Source organism: Rhodococcus sp. ENV425, assembly GCF_002887785.1.
Lineage (GTDB): Bacteria > Actinomycetota > Actinomycetes > Mycobacteriales > Mycobacteriaceae > Rhodococcus > Rhodococcus aetherivorans.
In genome coordinates this window covers 1-14,901 of the sequence record NZ_PCZU01000026.1, presented here as the reverse complement: position 1 = coordinate 14,901, position 14,901 = coordinate 1, and the positions used below count along the sequence as shown (strand labels likewise).

The 14,901-nt window shown below is 72.6% G+C and carries 16 protein-coding genes; 11 read left to right on the top strand and 5 right to left on the bottom strand.

All coding sequences use genetic code 11. The features are described 5' to 3' along the window. Both CQZ88_RS30325 and guaA read left to right on the top strand, forming a co-directional pair. Positions 1-883 (top strand): GMC oxidoreductase (locus CQZ88_RS30325; RefSeq protein ID WP_258008408.1); only part of this gene is annotated, 883 nt, incomplete at its 5' end. Positions 884-931: 48 nt separating this feature from the next. Further along, positions 932-2,503, top strand: coding sequence for a glutamine-hydrolyzing GMP synthase (guaA, locus tag CQZ88_RS01470; protein ID WP_006934964.1), 1,572 nt, complete (start codon positions 932-934; stop codon positions 2,501-2,503). Between the two features lie 54 nt (positions 2,504-2,557). Here the strand turns inward: guaA and CQZ88_RS01465 are convergent, their stop codons facing one another. Continuing rightward, the gene (locus tag CQZ88_RS01465) at positions 2,558-2,791 is read right to left on the bottom strand and encodes a hypothetical protein (RefSeq protein ID WP_006934962.1); all 234 of its coding nucleotides are present in this window, start codon (positions 2,789-2,791) and stop codon (positions 2,558-2,560) included. Next, positions 2,784-4,103, bottom strand: coding sequence for a PspC domain-containing protein (locus tag CQZ88_RS01460; RefSeq protein WP_051446175.1), 1,320 nt, complete (start codon positions 4,101-4,103; stop codon positions 2,784-2,786). Before CQZ88_RS01460 ends, CQZ88_RS01465 begins: the two co-directional genes overlap by 8 nt. A gap of 133 nt (positions 4,104-4,236) precedes the next feature. Between CQZ88_RS01460 and CQZ88_RS01455 the strand changes: the two genes are divergently transcribed. Further along, positions 4,237-5,511, top strand: a complete 1,275-nt coding sequence (locus CQZ88_RS01455) for an ATP-binding protein (RefSeq protein WP_006934957.1) — start codon at positions 4,237-4,239, stop codon at positions 5,509-5,511. Next, positions 5,508-6,170, top strand: coding sequence for a response regulator transcription factor (locus CQZ88_RS01450; protein WP_006934956.1), 663 nt, complete (start codon positions 5,508-5,510; stop codon positions 6,168-6,170). The genes CQZ88_RS01455 and CQZ88_RS01450 overlap by 4 nt, the downstream gene beginning before the upstream one ends. A 95-nt stretch (positions 6,171-6,265) precedes the next feature. Here the strand turns inward: CQZ88_RS01450 and CQZ88_RS01445 are convergent, their stop codons facing one another. Together CQZ88_RS01445 and CQZ88_RS01440 are read right to left on the bottom strand one after the other, a co-directional pair. Then, a complete protein-coding gene (locus tag CQZ88_RS01445; protein WP_006934952.1) occupies positions 6,266-7,327 on the bottom strand; it encodes a MerR family transcriptional regulator in 1,062 nt (353 codons plus the stop codon). Between the two features lie 39 nt (positions 7,328-7,366). Next, complete coding sequence (locus CQZ88_RS01440) at positions 7,367-8,569, bottom strand: serine/threonine-protein kinase (protein ID WP_258008407.1); 1,203 nt, start codon at positions 8,567-8,569, stop codon at positions 7,367-7,369. 163 nt (positions 8,570-8,732) lie between these two features. On the opposite strand from CQZ88_RS01440, the gene CQZ88_RS01435 reads away from it, so the two are divergent. From CQZ88_RS01435 to CQZ88_RS01425, 3 genes are read left to right on the top strand one after another with little or no spacing between them, the layout of a single operon-like run. Then, the gene (locus CQZ88_RS01435; RefSeq protein WP_065922358.1) at positions 8,733-9,521 is read left to right on the top strand and encodes a hypothetical protein; all 789 of its coding nucleotides are present in this window, start codon (positions 8,733-8,735) and stop codon (positions 9,519-9,521) included. After that, on the top strand, positions 9,518-11,089 hold the full coding sequence (locus tag CQZ88_RS01430; RefSeq protein WP_065922359.1) for a DNA polymerase Y family protein: 1,572 nt from the start codon (positions 9,518-9,520) through the stop codon (positions 11,087-11,089). Before CQZ88_RS01435 ends, CQZ88_RS01430 begins: the two co-directional genes overlap by 4 nt. A 15-nt stretch (positions 11,090-11,104) precedes the next feature. Beyond that, the gene (locus tag CQZ88_RS01425; RefSeq protein WP_102799140.1) at positions 11,105-11,860 is read left to right on the top strand and encodes an alpha/beta fold hydrolase; all 756 of its coding nucleotides are present in this window, start codon (positions 11,105-11,107) and stop codon (positions 11,858-11,860) included. Between the two features lie 89 nt (positions 11,861-11,949). Here the strand turns inward: CQZ88_RS01425 and CQZ88_RS01420 are convergent, their stop codons facing one another. Further along, on the bottom strand, positions 11,950-12,252 hold the full coding sequence (locus tag CQZ88_RS01420; protein WP_006945808.1) for a nucleoside triphosphate pyrophosphohydrolase: 303 nt from the start codon (positions 12,250-12,252) through the stop codon (positions 11,950-11,952). Positions 12,253-12,284: 32 nt separating this feature from the next. Here CQZ88_RS01420 and CQZ88_RS01415 point away from each other — a divergent pair, with 32 nt between their 5' ends. From CQZ88_RS01415 to CQZ88_RS01400, 4 genes are all read left to right on the top strand, one after another. Further along, positions 12,285-13,391, top strand: coding sequence for an HNH endonuclease (locus CQZ88_RS01415; RefSeq protein ID WP_006945810.1), 1,107 nt, complete (start codon positions 12,285-12,287; stop codon positions 13,389-13,391). A 29-nt stretch (positions 13,392-13,420) separates the two neighbouring features. After that, positions 13,421-13,888, top strand: a complete 468-nt coding sequence (locus CQZ88_RS01410) for a DIP1984 family protein (RefSeq protein ID WP_029544765.1) — start codon at positions 13,421-13,423, stop codon at positions 13,886-13,888. Positions 13,889-14,159: 271 nt separating this feature from the next. Further along, positions 14,160-14,681 carry a hypothetical protein gene (locus CQZ88_RS01405; protein ID WP_006945816.1) on the top strand — a complete coding sequence of 174 codons (522 nt, stop codon included), beginning with the start codon at positions 14,160-14,162 and terminating at the stop codon, positions 14,679-14,681. Positions 14,682-14,683: 2 nt separating this feature from the next. After that, positions 14,684-14,901: YdeI family protein (locus CQZ88_RS01400; RefSeq protein WP_374703800.1), on the top strand; the 218-nt coding region annotated here is incomplete at its 3' end.

The window sequence follows — 14,901 nt, the reverse complement described above, 5'->3', positions numbered from 1 at the left end:
CCTGCCGCAGCTGTCCGACCGGCTCGGGCACCTGACCCGCACCAACTCCGAATCGATCGTCGGTGCCGGCAAGATGCGCGTCGATCCGGAACTCGACCTCACCCGCGGGGTGGCGATCACCTCGTCGTTCCATCCCACCGCGGACACCCACATCGAACCCGTCCGCTACGGCAAGGGCTCCAACGCGATGGGTCTGCTGCAGACCCTGATGACCGACGGCGGCGGCCGTGTCCCGCGGTGGCTGAAGTTCCTCGGCCAGGCCGCGCGGAACCCGGTCCGGATGGGGAGGATGCTCAGCGTCAAGGACTGGAGCGAGCGCACCATCATCGCCCTGGTCATGCAGAACCTGGACAACTCGATCGTCACCTACACCAAGAAGGGCCTGCTCGGCCGCCGTAAGGTCACCAGCCGGCAGGGCCACGGGCACCCCAACCCGACGTGGATTCCCGTCGGCAACGAGGCCACCCGCCGCATCGCCGAGAAGATCGACGGCGTCCCCGGCGGCACCTGGGGGGAGATCTTCAACATCCCGCTCACCGCGCACTTCCTCGGCGGCTGCGTGATCGGGACCGACCCCGAGCACGGCGTCATCGACCCGTACCACCGCGTGTACGGATATCCGACGCTGAGCGTCGTCGACGGAGCCGCGGTCTCGGCGAATCTCGGGGTCAACCCGTCGCTGACGATCGCCGCGCAGGCCGAGCGCGCGGCGGCGCTGTGGCCGAACAAGGGGGAGCAGGACCTGCGCCCCGCCCAGGGCGAGGGCTACCGCCGGCTGGACCCGATCGCCCCGAAGAAGCCGGTGGTGCCCGCGGGCGCTCCGGGCGCGTTGTCGCTGCCGATCGTCGAGGTCCGCAGCGGCTCGACCTCCGGCGTCGCCTGACCCGAACCGCCGTTCGTTGGGCGAGGACCGGGCCTCTAGACTGTTCGGGTGTCGCAAACCCAGCAGTCCAGGCCGGTCCTCGTCGTCGACTTCGGAGCCCAGTACGCGCAGCTGATCGCCCGCCGCGTCCGCGAAGCGAAGGTCTACTCCGAGGTCGTGCCGCACACCACGACGGTGGAGGAGATCGCGGCCCGTGAGCCGCTCGCCGTGGTGCTCTCCGGCGGCCCCTCCAGCGTCTACGCCGACGGGGCGCCGCAACTCGACCCGAAGCTGTTCGATCTGGACGTCCCGGTGTTCGGCATCTGCTACGGCTTCCAGGCCATGGCCCAGGCGCTCGGCGGCACCGTCGCGCACACCGGCAACCGCGAGTACGGGCGCACCGAGATGTCCGTCACCGGCGGTGTCCTGCACGACGGCCTGCCCGCGACGCAGCCGGTGTGGATGAGCCACGGCGACGGGGTCACCGCCGCGCCGGCCGGCTTCGAAGTGACCGCCAGCAGCGCCGGCGCCCCCGTCGCCGCGTTCGAGGACCGCGCGCGCCGTCTCGCCGGCGTGCAGTACCACCCCGAGGTGCTGCATTCCCCGCACGGCCAGCAAGTGCTCAGCCGGTTCCTGCACGACATCGCCGGAATCCCCGCCGCCTGGACGGCCGCGAACATCGCCGAGGCCCTGATCGAGCAGATCCGCGAGCAGGTCGGTGACGGCCGTGCCATCTGCGGCCTGTCCGGCGGGGTGGATTCCGCGGTGGCCGCGGCCCTGGTGCAGCGCGCCATCGGCGACCGCCTGACCTGCGTGTTCGTCGACCACGGCCTGATGCGTGAGGGCGAGCGGCAGCAGGTCGAGAAGGACTTCGTCGCCGCGACGGGGGCCCGGCTCGTCACGGTGGACGCCGCCGAGACCTTCCTGCGGGAATTGGCCGGCGTGACGGATCCGGAGACCAAGCGCAAGATCATCGGCCGCGAGTTCATCCGCAGCTTCGAGGGCGCCGTGTCGGAGGTGCTCGGCGAGAACGCCGCCCACGGCGAGACCGTCGAGTTCCTGGTCCAGGGCACCCTGTACCCGGACGTCGTCGAGTCCGGCGGCGGCACCGGCACCGCCAACATCAAGAGCCACCACAACGTCGGTGGTCTCCCCGAGGATCTGCAGTTCGCGCTGGTCGAGCCGCTGCGCCTGCTGTTCAAGGACGAGGTGCGGGCGGTGGGCCGCGAACTCGGCCTGCCCGAGGAGATCGTCGGCCGCCAGCCCTTCCCCGGACCGGGCCTGGGCATCCGCATCATCGGTGAGGTCACAGGCGAACGCCTCGCGATCCTGCGCCGCGCCGACTCCATCGCCCGCGAGGAACTCACGGCGGCCGGCCTCGACGGACAGATCTGGCAGTGCCCGGTGGTGCTGCTCGCCGACGTGCGCAGCGTGGGCGTGCAGGGCGACGGCCGCACCTACGGCCACCCGATCGTGCTGCGCCCGGTCTCCAGCGAGGACGCGATGACCGCGGACTGGACCCGGCTGCCGTACGAGACCCTCGAGCGGATCTCCACCCGCATCACCAACGAGGTCCCCGACGTCAACCGCGTCGTCCTCGACGTCACGAGCAAGCCGCCGGGCACCATCGAGTGGGAGTGAGACGCGGCTGCGCCCTTCGGATCCGATCCGAAGGGCGCAGTGCGTTCCGGGGTGTCAGCGCTTCTTCTTGCCCGGCGCGAACACCAGGGCCGCGCCGACGACGACGGCGAGCGCGACGAGCAGCCAGCGGAATTCGACGTTCGCGAGCGGCTCGAGGGAGAACGGCCCGATCAGCGCCCACCCGCTGACCGCCAGCGCCGCGATCGCGGACAGCAGCATCAGGATCGACGGGCCCCGCCGGCGGGTGCCGGTCGTGGGGTCGGTGGGGTCGGTGTCGAAGTCAGCCACGGCGCACCTCCGAGTTGCCGAATGCGGTGTCGAGGTTCAGGGTCAGGACCGGTCCGCCGACGCCGTCGTCGCCGCCGTCGAGGCCCTGCAGCGTGCACGGGTTCGAGGCCCGCTCGGTGCAGACGACGTCGACGTCGAGGTTCTTCGGCAGCATGATCTCGGTGGCACCGAAGCGGGTCTCGACGGTGACGGTCTCGTCCTCGGTGAGTTCGAGCCCGCGCAGGTCCAGTTGCAGGGCACCCATCTGCACCGAGTACGCCGGCTGCAGTTCCGCGGCGGTGCGGGGCGAGTACAGCTGTTCCCCCCACGACGAGGTGTCGATCGGCCCGACGAGCGAGGCCAGCACCACGAACCCGAGCAGCGGGCCCGTCACCACCAGCAGTCCGTAGCCGCGGTGCAGGAACGCCCCGAACAGCAGGCCGAGTCCGATCACCGCGAGCGCGATCGCGCCGATCCGCGCCGGTGTGAGCCAGGCGACCTCACCCGCGGAGGCCACCGCGCCGGCGGCCGCCGCGGCGAGCACCGCCAGGCCCAGCACCGTCGTGGTGAGCCGTGAGCGGGGCTGTTTCGCCGGCACGACCGACGGCGCGGGCGCCGGCTCGGGCAGGTCCCAGGCGAACGGTGCGACGCCGAGCGGATCCCAGGACGGCGGCGTCGGGCGCTGCAGCAACGGATCCTGCGGGGGCTCCGGGTTCGCCTCGGGGGACTCCGTGCCGGCGGCCCGGGGCGAGTCCGGTTCCGGCTTCGTCCAGAAGTTCGGATCCGCCGGCGCGGGCCCGGTGGCGGCGGTGTGCTGCGCGAAGGGCGCCTGCTGGTACTGGCTCTGCTGGAACGGGGCCTGGAAGGGGTTCTGTGGGAACAGCTGCGGCGCCCCGGGCAGCGCCGGGGGTTCGGGCCGGCGCTGGTACAGCAGCCACAGGCCGCCGAGCATCAGCACCATGCTCACGAACCCGGAACCGCCGACCCCGGGGCCCATCGGGCCGAAGGCGCTGGCCGCGACCGCCAGCACCACCAGGAGCACCACGGCCTTGGTGCTCGATTCGGAGCTGTGCCCCCGGCCGACGAGGGACTCGGCGGGGGAGACCTGATCGCCGTAGCGCGGCAGCAGCAGCCAGCACGCCAGATACAGCACCAGGCCGGCGCCGCCGAAGAACGTGGACACCACGAACGCCACGCGGATCAGCACCGGATCCACGTCGTACCGCACGCCGATGCCCGCGCACACCCCGGCGACATGGCCCTGCCGTGGCAGCCGGACCGGACGGGTGCGCCACATGTCCGAGAGCTGCTCGGGGAAGCTTCGCGTGTTCATGCTGCACATCCTTCTCGACCGCCGCCCCGCCGCACATCAGGGACCGACCCTGAATTCTGCCGCTGCGCGCGGCCGCCGGCTCAGGGTTCGTCCCCGATGCCCGGGGCGGGGTGCGCGTGCCAGTATCGAAGGTATGCAGCCGGTTCCCTACCCGCACCTGCCCACCCCCCGCCTCGAGCGCCGGGTCGGCGGCCGGGTCGTGGGCGGCGTGGCCGGTGGTCTCGCCGACCACCTCGGGGTCGACGTGCTCAAGGTGCGGGTGGCGTTCACGGTCCTGGCGGCGCTCGCCGGTCTCGGCATCGTCGCCTACGGGTTGCTGTGGGCGCTCACGCCGCAGGGCTCGGACACCGAACCGCCGTCGCCCACCGAGCGGCGCCGGGCGCTGGGCCTGGCGGTCATCGGACTGGGCCTGGCCGTGGGGCTTTCGTGGCTGCTCAACGGCGGTGTGGGCTCGGTGATCGCGCCTGTCGTCGTGGTGGCGGTGGGCGCCGCGCTGGTCTGGCGCGAGTTCGACGCCGAGGGACCGCGTTCGGTGCTGGGCCTGCCCGCCCGCCCGACGGTGCTGACCTGGGCGCGGGTGGTCGGCGGCGCCTCGCTCATCGTGCTCGGGCTCGGTGTCGTGATCCTCGCCCAGGTCGACGTGGCGGCCCTGCGCTCGTCGGTGCTGGCGGTGCTGGTGACGCTGGTCGGGGCCGGCCTGCTGTCGGTGCCGCTGTGGGTGCGGATGTGGCGCGCGCTCGAGGAGGAACGCGCCGCCCGCGTCCGCAACGAGGAACGCGAGGAGATCGCGTCGCACCTGCACGATTCGGTGCTGCAGACGCTCGCCCTGATCCAGAAGCAGGCCGACAACTCGCAGGAGGTGCTGCGCCTGGCGCGCAGCCAGGAACGCGAGCTGCGCCGCTGGCTGTTCGGCGGCGGCGAGACCCCGCACACCAGCCTGGCCGAGGCGCTGCGCACCATCGCCGGCGAGGTGGAGGACCAGTACGGGGTCTCGGTGGCGCCGGTGATCGTCGGCGACGTGGTGCCCGGCGACGACGAGGACCTGACCGCCGAGTCGTTCACCGCCCTGCTGGGCGCCACCCGGGAGGCACTGGTCAACGCGGCCAAGCACGCGCGGGTGGACAGCGTGGACCTGTTCGTCGAGGTCGAACCCGAACAGGTGAGCGTCTTCGTCCGGGACCGTGGCGTCGGCTTCGACGAATCCGCGGTGCCGGAGGACCGGCAGGGCCTGGCCCGTTCGATCCGGGGTCGCGTGGAGCGTCGCGGCGGCCGGGTCGGTGTGCGCTCGAACCCGGGCAAGGGCACGGAGATCCGCATCCACATGCCCCGTGCCGGTGCCGGACCGGAGCGGACGACGACCCTAGAGTGGGAGGGCACCGACGCCCATCCAGAGGAGCAGCCCACTTGACGTCACTCGACGCCTCCCGCCGTTTCCGTGTGTTCCTGGTCGACGACCATGCCGTGTTCCGGTCGGGGGTGCGCGCCGAACTCGGCCGGGAGAGCGACATGGAGGTCGTCGGCGAGGCCGGCACCGTCGCGGAAGCGGTCGCGGGAATCGATGCCACCCGCCCCGACGTGGTCCTGCTCGACGTCCACATGCCCGACGGGGGCGGGGTGGCGGTGCTCGGGCGGATCACCGAGGGCCCGGTGTGCCTGGCGCTGAGCGTTTCCGACGCCGCCGAGGACGTCATCGCGGTGATCCGGGCCGGCGCCCGCGGCTACGTCACCAAGACCATCTCGGGGGCCGAGCTGGCCGACGCGGTGCGCCGCGTCGCCGGCGGGGACGCGGTGTTCAGCCCGCGCCTGGCCGGGTTCGTCCTGGACTCGTTCACCGGCCGCTCGAGCGTCCCCGAGCCGCCGCTCGACCCCGAACTCGATTCGCTCACCCCCCGGGAGCTCGAGGTGCTGCGCCTGCTGGCGCGCGGCTACACCTACCGCGAGATCGCCGAGGAACTGGTGATCTCGGTCAAGACCGTCGAGACGCACGCGTCGAACGTGCTGCGCAAGACCCAGCAGTCCAACCGCAATGCGCTCACCCGGTGGGCGCACCGGCGGCGGATCGACTGACCGGAGTTCCGTGCGTGGGCAGCCGCTCGGTCGATCCGGCCGCGAGCGCCGCCGCGATCATCGCCCCGGCGACGGCGGTCATGGTCGGGTCGCGGTCACGGGTGTTCTTCTCGGCGGACGGGCATGGCCAGGGTGGTCAGGTCGCCGGCGGCAGCGGAACGGATCACGACGGGCCGGTCGTAGGAGGCGATGTCCAGCAGCACCTCCGGGCCGACGGCAGTGTCGAGGGCGGCTCCCAGCCCGTCCCGGTCGAAGGAGAGATCCAGGTCGGCGCCGGTGATGTCGGCGGGCAGCACGCGGTCGTGCCCCCGGCGGCCGACGGTGAGTGCCGCCGCCCGCACGCACAGGTCGATCGTGCCGGCCGCGGCGTCGCGCACGGCCCCGGCCAGGGCGTCGCGGTGCACGATCACCCGCGTGACCGGTGGGTCGAGGGCGGCGAGCATGCTGCCGTAGTCGGGGAAGGTGCCCCCGACGGCCGGGCAGCGGTGCCGCTCGCCGTCCGCGCCGGTGAGGGTGAGCGCGCCCGAGTCGTCGTCGAGGGCCAGGCCGACGTTCTCGTATTCCCGCAGCCAGGCGGCGGTCCCGCGGAGCGCGGAGCCGTCGGCGACGGTGCGGAACGGGTTCCCGGTGCGGGCCGCGGCCGTCACCGAGCCGGTGGTCAGCCGGTAACGGTTCGTCGCCGTCAGGACCACCGCCCCGGCGTCGACCTCAACGAGAATGCCTGTCAGACAAGGGATTTCCGAATCCGTGGCGACGGACGGAAGGACGCGTTCGACGGTGTCGGCGAGGAGCCGGCCCGGCACGACGACCGTCGGCGGCGTCACGAGGCGGGCCTTGACGGCGGAGGCCAGCCGGGTCGCGCGCTCGGCCCGGCGATGCAGCTCGGCGACGTGTTCGTCGAGCAGCGCGGCACCGGACTCGGCATCGCCGTCGAGGATCCGGCCGACGTCGTCGAGCGGGACGTCGAGTTCGCGGAGCTGACGGATCGTCACCGCTCGCTCGCGCTGGTCGACCGTGTAGTACCGGTAGCCGGTGACGGGATCGACCACGGCGGGCACGAGCAGCCGGCAGTCGCCGTAGAACCGCAGCGCTCCCGGGGTGAGCCCGCTGAGCCGGGCCATGGTGCCGATCGTGATCAGGTCTGGGAAGGTGGTCACGGCCCCATCATCGAGCTTCGGCCGACCCGAAGGTCAAGCTCAGCTCACGACGACCGCGATGATCAGGGCCACGATCAGCGCGAGAACGAGCACGGCCACCATGATCGCCATCGCCATCGGTGCGAACGCCACGATCTTCTCCTGCGTGGTGCGCGGCGGGGGACCGGTGGGCCGCAGCCGGTGCAGCAGCTCCGCAGAGCGGGGCACGCCCCGCGGTGACATCGAGCGGGGCGCGCTGTGGGGAGCTGCGGGCAACCCGGTGAGGGTGCCCCCGGTGCCCGCGGTGCGCCGGGAACCGACGAGGGTCGTGGCGCGCCGCGCCCACACGGGGACGGTGCCGTCGGCGGACAGGATCGGCCGGCCGCGGAGCAGTGCCGGATCGGCGTCGGGCCCGAAGGCGACCGCGGCGAGACGGTCCCGGGCCTGCTCCATCGTCGGGCGGCGGGCGGGGTCCGGTTCCAGCATCGCGAGGAGGACGTCGGTCAGCGGGCCCGTCCGGGTCGGCGGGATGATCTCGGCGCGGGCGACGCGGTGCAGCAGGGCGATCGAGTCGGGGTCGATGCCGAACGGTGGCTGGCCCTCGATTGCGGTGTAGAGGGTCGCGCCGAGGGAGAAGACGTCGCTGGCCTCGGTGGGATCGCTGCCGCGGGCGACCTCGGGTGCGAAGAAGGCGGGGGTACCGGTGATCACACCGGAACGGTCGTGGTCGCCCTTGGCGCGGGCGATGCCGAAGTCGCTGATCTTCACGGTGCCCAGCTCGCGGCCGCGCTCGGCGACGAGGATGTTGCCCGGCTTGATGTCGCGGTGCACGATCCCGGCGGCGTGGGCGGCGGCGAGCGCGTCGGCGATGTGTGTGCCGATCTGCGCCACCTCGAGCGGCGGCAGGGTGTCGGCGATGTTCATCACCTGGGCGAGGCTGCGGGAGGGCAGATGCTCCATGACGAGCCACGGCTCGCCGGAGTGGAGGGCGACGTCGTACATGGAGATGGCGTGCTCGTGGGTGAGGCGGGCGGCGATCCGGCCCTCGCGCAGCGTACGGCGGCGGATCTCCTCGGCGGCCTCCGTGGGCAGGCCCACGGTCGAGGTGACCTGCTTGACGGCCACGTCCCGGTCGAGCAGGGTGTCGTGCGCGAGCCAGACCGCGCCCATACCACCGCCGCCGAGCTTGGAGACGAGTCGATAACGTCCGGCCACCAGCTGATCCGGGCCGACGACGCTTGCCGCTCGCTCCTGTTCCGCCACCTTGACGAGGGTAGTGGATGCCGCGGTGGGCCATCGCTTGACGGGCGCCCCGCCGTCGGGTCTACTGAACCTGTTCGAATACGTGTTCGAACAATCGCGTCTTCCCCGCGGTTTGTCGGTGGGCCGTGCTATACGCGGCCGGCGCAGGGCGAGGGGAGTTCGTGTGGGTGAGGTGGCCGAGTTTCCGGTCGAGGGCGGGTCGCAGGATCCGGCGGGGCTCCCCCGGCAGGAACGGCTCGAGGCGTTGCGGCGGCAGATCGCCGCGATTCCTGTGAGGGGGGAGAGTGCTCGTCCCCGCCCCGCCGAGCCCGCGACGTCCCCGGTGCCGGTCGACCGGCTGCTTCCGGTACCCGAGCCGCTCGCACGGCTGCTCCCGGACGGTGGCCTGGTCCGCGGATCCGTCGTAAGTTTCTCCGGGGCAATGTCTTTGCTGATCGGTGTGCTGGCCTCGGCCACCGCCGCCGGTGGGCACGCCGCCGTCGTCGGGCATCGCCGCCTCGGCCTGCTCGCCGCCGCCGAGATGGGGGCCGAACTGAGCCGGATCGCGCTGATCCCCGAGCCCGGACCGGATCCGGTGGAGGTGGCCGCCGTCCTGCTCGACGGCATGGACCTCGTCGTCCTCGGCCTCGGGGGCGCCGTGGTGCCGCCGGCGCGGACCCGGGCGGTGGTTGCGCGGGCCCGCAGCAAGGGCGCGGCCCTGATGGTCACCGACGGCCGGTGGGACGGAGCGCACGTGCGGCTCGAGGCCGCGGTGCACGGCTACCGGGGACTGTCGGCCTCGGCTCGGGGCAGGCTGTGCGGCACCGGGCTTTCCGTGCGCGCGCAGGGCCGTGCCTTCCAGCCCCGTGTGGCGCGAATAGACTTGTGTGCCGGTCGAACCGGAGTGGAGTGGCGCCCCGGAGAACCGGCGCGGGTGGGGAGTGTGCCCCGCCCGGCCGAGGTGGCGCGGTGAGCGAATCCGGCTGCCCGGCCCGGGTGGTGGCCCTGTGGTGTCCGGACTGGCCGGCGATCGCCGCCGCCGCGGCTGCCGACCTGCCGCCCACGGCGCCGGTGGCGGTGATCTCGGCCAACCGCGTGGCGGCCTGTTCCGCACCGGCCCGGGCCGCCGGCGTGCGACGGGGCCTGCGGCGACGGGAGGCTCAGGCTCGGTGTCCGGATTTGTATGTCGCCCAGGATGATCCGGGCCGCGATGCGCGGTTGTTCGAGCCGGTGGTGGCGGCGATCGACGCGGCGGCGCCCGGCGTGGAGGTGCTGCGCCCCGGTCTGGTGGTGCTCGCTGCACGCGGCGTCGTGCGCTGGTTCGGTTCCGAGGAGGCGGCGGCCGAGCGGTTGGTCGACGAGGTGGCCGCCACCGGCGTCGAATGCCAGGTCGGCATCGCCGACGAGCTGTTCACCGCGGTGCTCGCCGCCCGCCACGCCCGCCTCGTCCCGCCCGGAGAGGACGAGGAATTCCTTGCACCCCTGAATATTTCGGAGATCTGCGTGGAGCCGTCCCTGACCGCGCCGGACCGCGTCGACCTGGTGGACCTGCTGAAACGGCTCGGTCTGCGCACGATCGGGGCGTTCGCCGCGCTGTCGCCGACCGACGTCGCCTCCCGCTTCGGTGCGGACGCCGTCGCCGCGCACCGCAGCGCACGGGCACGGCCGCAGCGCCCGCCGTCCGGTCGTGCCCTGCCGCCCGATCTGGTGGTGGAGCGCCCCTGCGATCCGCCGCTCGAACGGGTCGACTCGGCCGCTTTCGCCGGCCGGGCGCTCGCCGCGCTGCTGCACACCCGGCTGGCCGCGGCGGGGGTGGCCTGCACCCGGCTGCTGGTGGCCGCCCGCACCGGCAACGGTGAGGAGCTGGCCCGGACGTGGCGCTGCGCCGAACCGCTGACCCCGGACGGCACCGCCGACCGGGTGCGCTGGCAGCTCGACGGCTGGCTCACCGGGCACAGCGCGACCCGCCCCACCGCCGGGATCGTGCTGCTGCGGCTCGAACCGGTGGAGGTGGTGGCGGCGGGGGCGCTGCAGCTGGGCCTGTGGGGCGGGGCCGGCGACGAGGACGAACGGGCCCGGCGCGCCCTGGTGCGGGTGCAGGGACTGCTCGGTGGCGAAGCCGTGCTGGTGGGGGTGCTCAGCGGCGGACGTGGCCCGCTGGAACGGGTGACCCTCGTGCCGCTGGGGGAGGAGCGGGTGCCGGCGACGGATCCGTCGGCGCCGTGGCCGGGTCGGCTGCCCCCGCCCGCCCCGGCGGTGGTGCTCACCACCCTGCCCCCGATCGCGCTCGAGGACGCGTCGGGCACCCCGGTGACGGTGACCGAGCGCGGTCTGCTCAGCGGCGATCCCACCCGGCTGAGCTGGGGCAGCCGCAGCTGGCGGGTGCACGCCTGGGCCGGGCCGTGGCCGGTGGACGAGTACTGGTGGGACCCGGCCGCGGCGCGGGCGGCGGCGCGGCTGCAGGTGCGGCTCGAGGAGTCCCGGGCCCTGCTGGTGATCCACGTCGACGACCGCTGGCATGTGGAGGGCGTCTACGAGTGAGTACCCTCGGTTGACGTGGAGACCAGTGTGCTGACGGCCGCGCCGAACGGTGTGGCGATCGCCTACCGGGATTCGGCTCCCAGGACGGGCCACCACCCGGTGCCGGTGATGCTGGTGCACGGGATGGGCGGCGACGGACGCACGTGGGACCGGTTCGCCCGGTCCCTGCTCGCGGCCGGTCGGCGGGTCGTCGCGGGGGACCTGCGCGGCCACGGGCGCAGCGCCCGCGCCGCGTCCTACCGCTTCGACGAGTTCGGCGCCGACGTGCTCGGGCTCTGCGAACACCTGGGCCTCGAGACGGTCGACCTCGTCGGGCATTCCCTCGGCGGGCACACCGGATCCCTCGTCGCGCAGCAGCGCCCGGGCCTGGTGCGGCGCCTGGTGCTCGAGGAGGCGCCGCTGCCGCTGCGCCCGGGCGATCCGCCGCAGGTGCTCGGCGGGCGCCTGCCGTCGCCGGCCGAGCTGTGGCACGCCTCGACGAGCCTGCTGCGCAATCCGCGCGCGACGTTCGCCTTCGACCGCTCCATGACCAGCTCGGCGCTCACCCAGTTCCGCGCGCCGAATCCGCGGTGGTGGGAACATCTTCCGCGGATCACCGCACCGACGATGATCCTGCGGGGCGGGCCGGGCAGCATGGTCGATCCGACCCGGCTCGAGGCCGCTGTGGACGTCCTCGGCGACGTCGCGGTCCACGACTTCACCTGCGGCCACAGCATCCACCGCGATCGGCACCGCGAGTTCGAGGCCGCCGTGCTGCCCTTCCTCACCTGAGCACTCGTTCCGCCACGACAGAGCTTCCGGACAGCGACAACCGTCGAGACGGTTGTCGCCGTCCGGAACCTGTTGCCGGTGTACCGACGCTATTCCAGCCAGATGCGGCGATCGAAGCCGCCGCGCTCGGCGCGCTTGGCGGTGGCCGCGGCAGCCACCTCCTCGGCGGCGATCCCGAACGCGGCGAGCAGGGACGTGAACACCTCGTGCACGTCGGCGAGTTCGCCGAGCCGCTCGTCGCCGTTGTGCGCTTCCCGCAGCTCGTGTGCTTCCTCGACCAGCTTGTCGAGCAGGGCGCTGCGGTACTCGTCCCGATCGAGTACACGGGTGCGCGCCACCCGGCCGTCGGCCTCGATGATGTCGGGAATCCGGTCGCGGACCAGCTTGCCCATCATGATTCCTCCCGCTGCGCTACCGTGGCGGGGTGGACGGTACCGGACCACCCACGGACGCCCTCGCGCTCGGTCAGCGCGTCGTCGCCGTCCTCGAGACCGGTGCCCGGACCGCCACTTACAAGCTTGCGACCCTTTCGGCACTTGTCGGCTTCTGCGTCGAACATCTGCCGGCGGACCCGGCCGCGGCACTCGACGTGCCGATCGACGCCCTGGCCGAGCGGGTGATCGACCTGTACTGGCCCCAGGTCCGTCCGTTCGACGGGCACCGGTTGCGCCAGTCCTCGCAGCCGAAGGCTCGGATCCTGACGGCGGTGGAGGTGCTGCGCGGTGCGGCGAACGCCGGCGGGGTGGTCGGCCTGTCCATCGCGAGGCTGCGGATGCCCGACTTGTACCGCGAGGCTGTCGCGGAGGTCGCGCTCACACTGGCGCAGCAACCGCTGTACCGGCTGCAGCGGCTACCGGGTGGACGTGGCGAACCGTTCCTCTACGACGACTCCTGGTTGCACTCCGGAATCACCCGAGCGGCGATTGCCCGGCACGGTGGCGTAATCCGCCTGTTTCCGGGGGTCGCGGCGGCGCTGGCCCGCCTGTCCGGTCTGCTCACCCCGACACTGGAGATCCTGTGGGTTCAGGACGTGCGCCGCTACAACGCCTTTCTCGACGAGGACGTTCCCGACATCGCGGGGCACCTGTTCGGCCGCGACCGCGTCTCGCTCGCGAAGCCGCGCGTGGCGCTGCGCGAGGCCTTCGGAACGCAGTGTTTCTATTGTGCGACAAGCCTTTCCGATGGAAATCCGGTTGACCACGTGCTACCGTGGTCCCGGGTGCCTCTCGACGGGCTGGCCAATCTCGTACTCGCCTGCGGAGGTTGCAACACCGACAAGCGGGATTCGCTGCCCGCGTTGGCGCACACCGAGCGGGCGTTGAGCCGAGATCGCACCGTCCTCGAGCAGCTCGCCGCCGACATCGGTTGGCCGACTCAGTACGACCGCACTCTTGCCGCCGCGCGCGGCCTGTACCGCAGCTCACCCCCGGGCACGCCGACGTGGCAGGGCCGTTCGCGGACCGGAACGTGGGACACGGTATTTCCGCCCGGCTGGGTGGTCTCGACGGTGCCGGAAACCGGGTTCACATGAACACGACCGGTCGTCTACGATTCGACGCCATGCGGTTGGCAGAGGCACTCGCCGAGCGAGGCGAGCTGAAACGGCGGATCGAGCAGCTCGGCACCCGGATCGTGGCCAACGCCCGGTACCAGGAGGGTGAGGAGCCCGCCGAGAATGCCGGCGAGCTCCTCGACCAACTCACCGACGCCATCGATCGGCATGCGCTGCTGATCGCTCGGATCAACAAGACGAACACCGCCACCCGCGTCGGCGACCGCACGCTCACCGACGCGCTGGCCGAACGGGACGCCTTGCAGGCCCGGCACCGTGCGCTGACCGCGGCCGCGGACGCGGCCTCGGGCAGCAGGGACCGATACGGGCGACAACTCCGGTCCGAACTGGCATACGTCTCGGCGCTGTCGGTCCGGGACCTGCGGCGCACCACCGACGACCTGGCCCGCCGGATCCGGCAGGTGGACATGGAGATCCAGCGCGTGAACTGGGAGGTTGATCTGATCGACGAGTGATCGTGGGCAGCGGGTACCCGAATCGGAAGCGAGCACACGCCGTGGGTCGCGGTGAATCGACCTTTTTGTATCCTCAGGCGCGCGGAGGGCAGCGCCGCGGGTTCGACTCCCGCACACAGGGCAGCCCTGCACGACGCACGAGGGCACGGTGCACGCCGGCACAGTTCATCACCACGTGCTGATCCGGATCGGGGAGGGCGGGAACGGGGCACCCACGAGTTGTCGGCCCGACAGGGCGCTCGCGCTGCGGCGCAGCCGCTAGGATCGCCGCATGACATGGACCGCGTCCGACCGTCGACTGTTGGCCGCCGCCGCGGTATTCGTGGTGTCGCAGGCGAACATCGCCCGCGTGCTCGGCCCCGCCGCGCCGGCGGTGGGACGGATCCAGGCCGCCTTCTCCGCGGCGACATACCGCAACGTTCTCGACGGACTCGACGCGGACACCGCCCCGCGGTATCGCCGGCACTATTACTGGGATCTGGTGCATCCCTTGATCTTTGCCATCGCACTGCAGGCCGGTGCGCGATCGCTCGCCGAGCACCGGCCCGTGCCCGCGCACACCCGCCGGGTCCTCGCCGTCGCTCCGGCGGTGGCCGCGGCGGCGGACTACGTCGAGAACGCCGCGGGCCTGTATCTGCTCGACCACCGTGACCGCATCACCGACACCACCGTCCGGGTGGCGACGACGGTCAGCACCGTCAAGTGGGTGCTCGCGCTCGGCTCTCTCGCCTACCTGTCCCAGGGCTTCCTGGGCCTGGGGACGCGGGCGGGCCTGCGCCGGCTGGGGAGATGATCATGGCCGACGAGCTGCCCGTCGAGTACTTCCCGGACCGGGAGTCCTTCGCCGCCTGGCTGCGTGAGCACCACACGGACTCGCCCGGCATCTGGGTCAAGCTCGCCAAGAAGGGATCGGCGCATCCGTCGGTGACCTACGCCGAGGTGGTCGAGGAACTGCTGTGCCACGGCTGGATCGACAGTCAGGCACGCAGGCTCGACGACGACTTCCGGCTGCA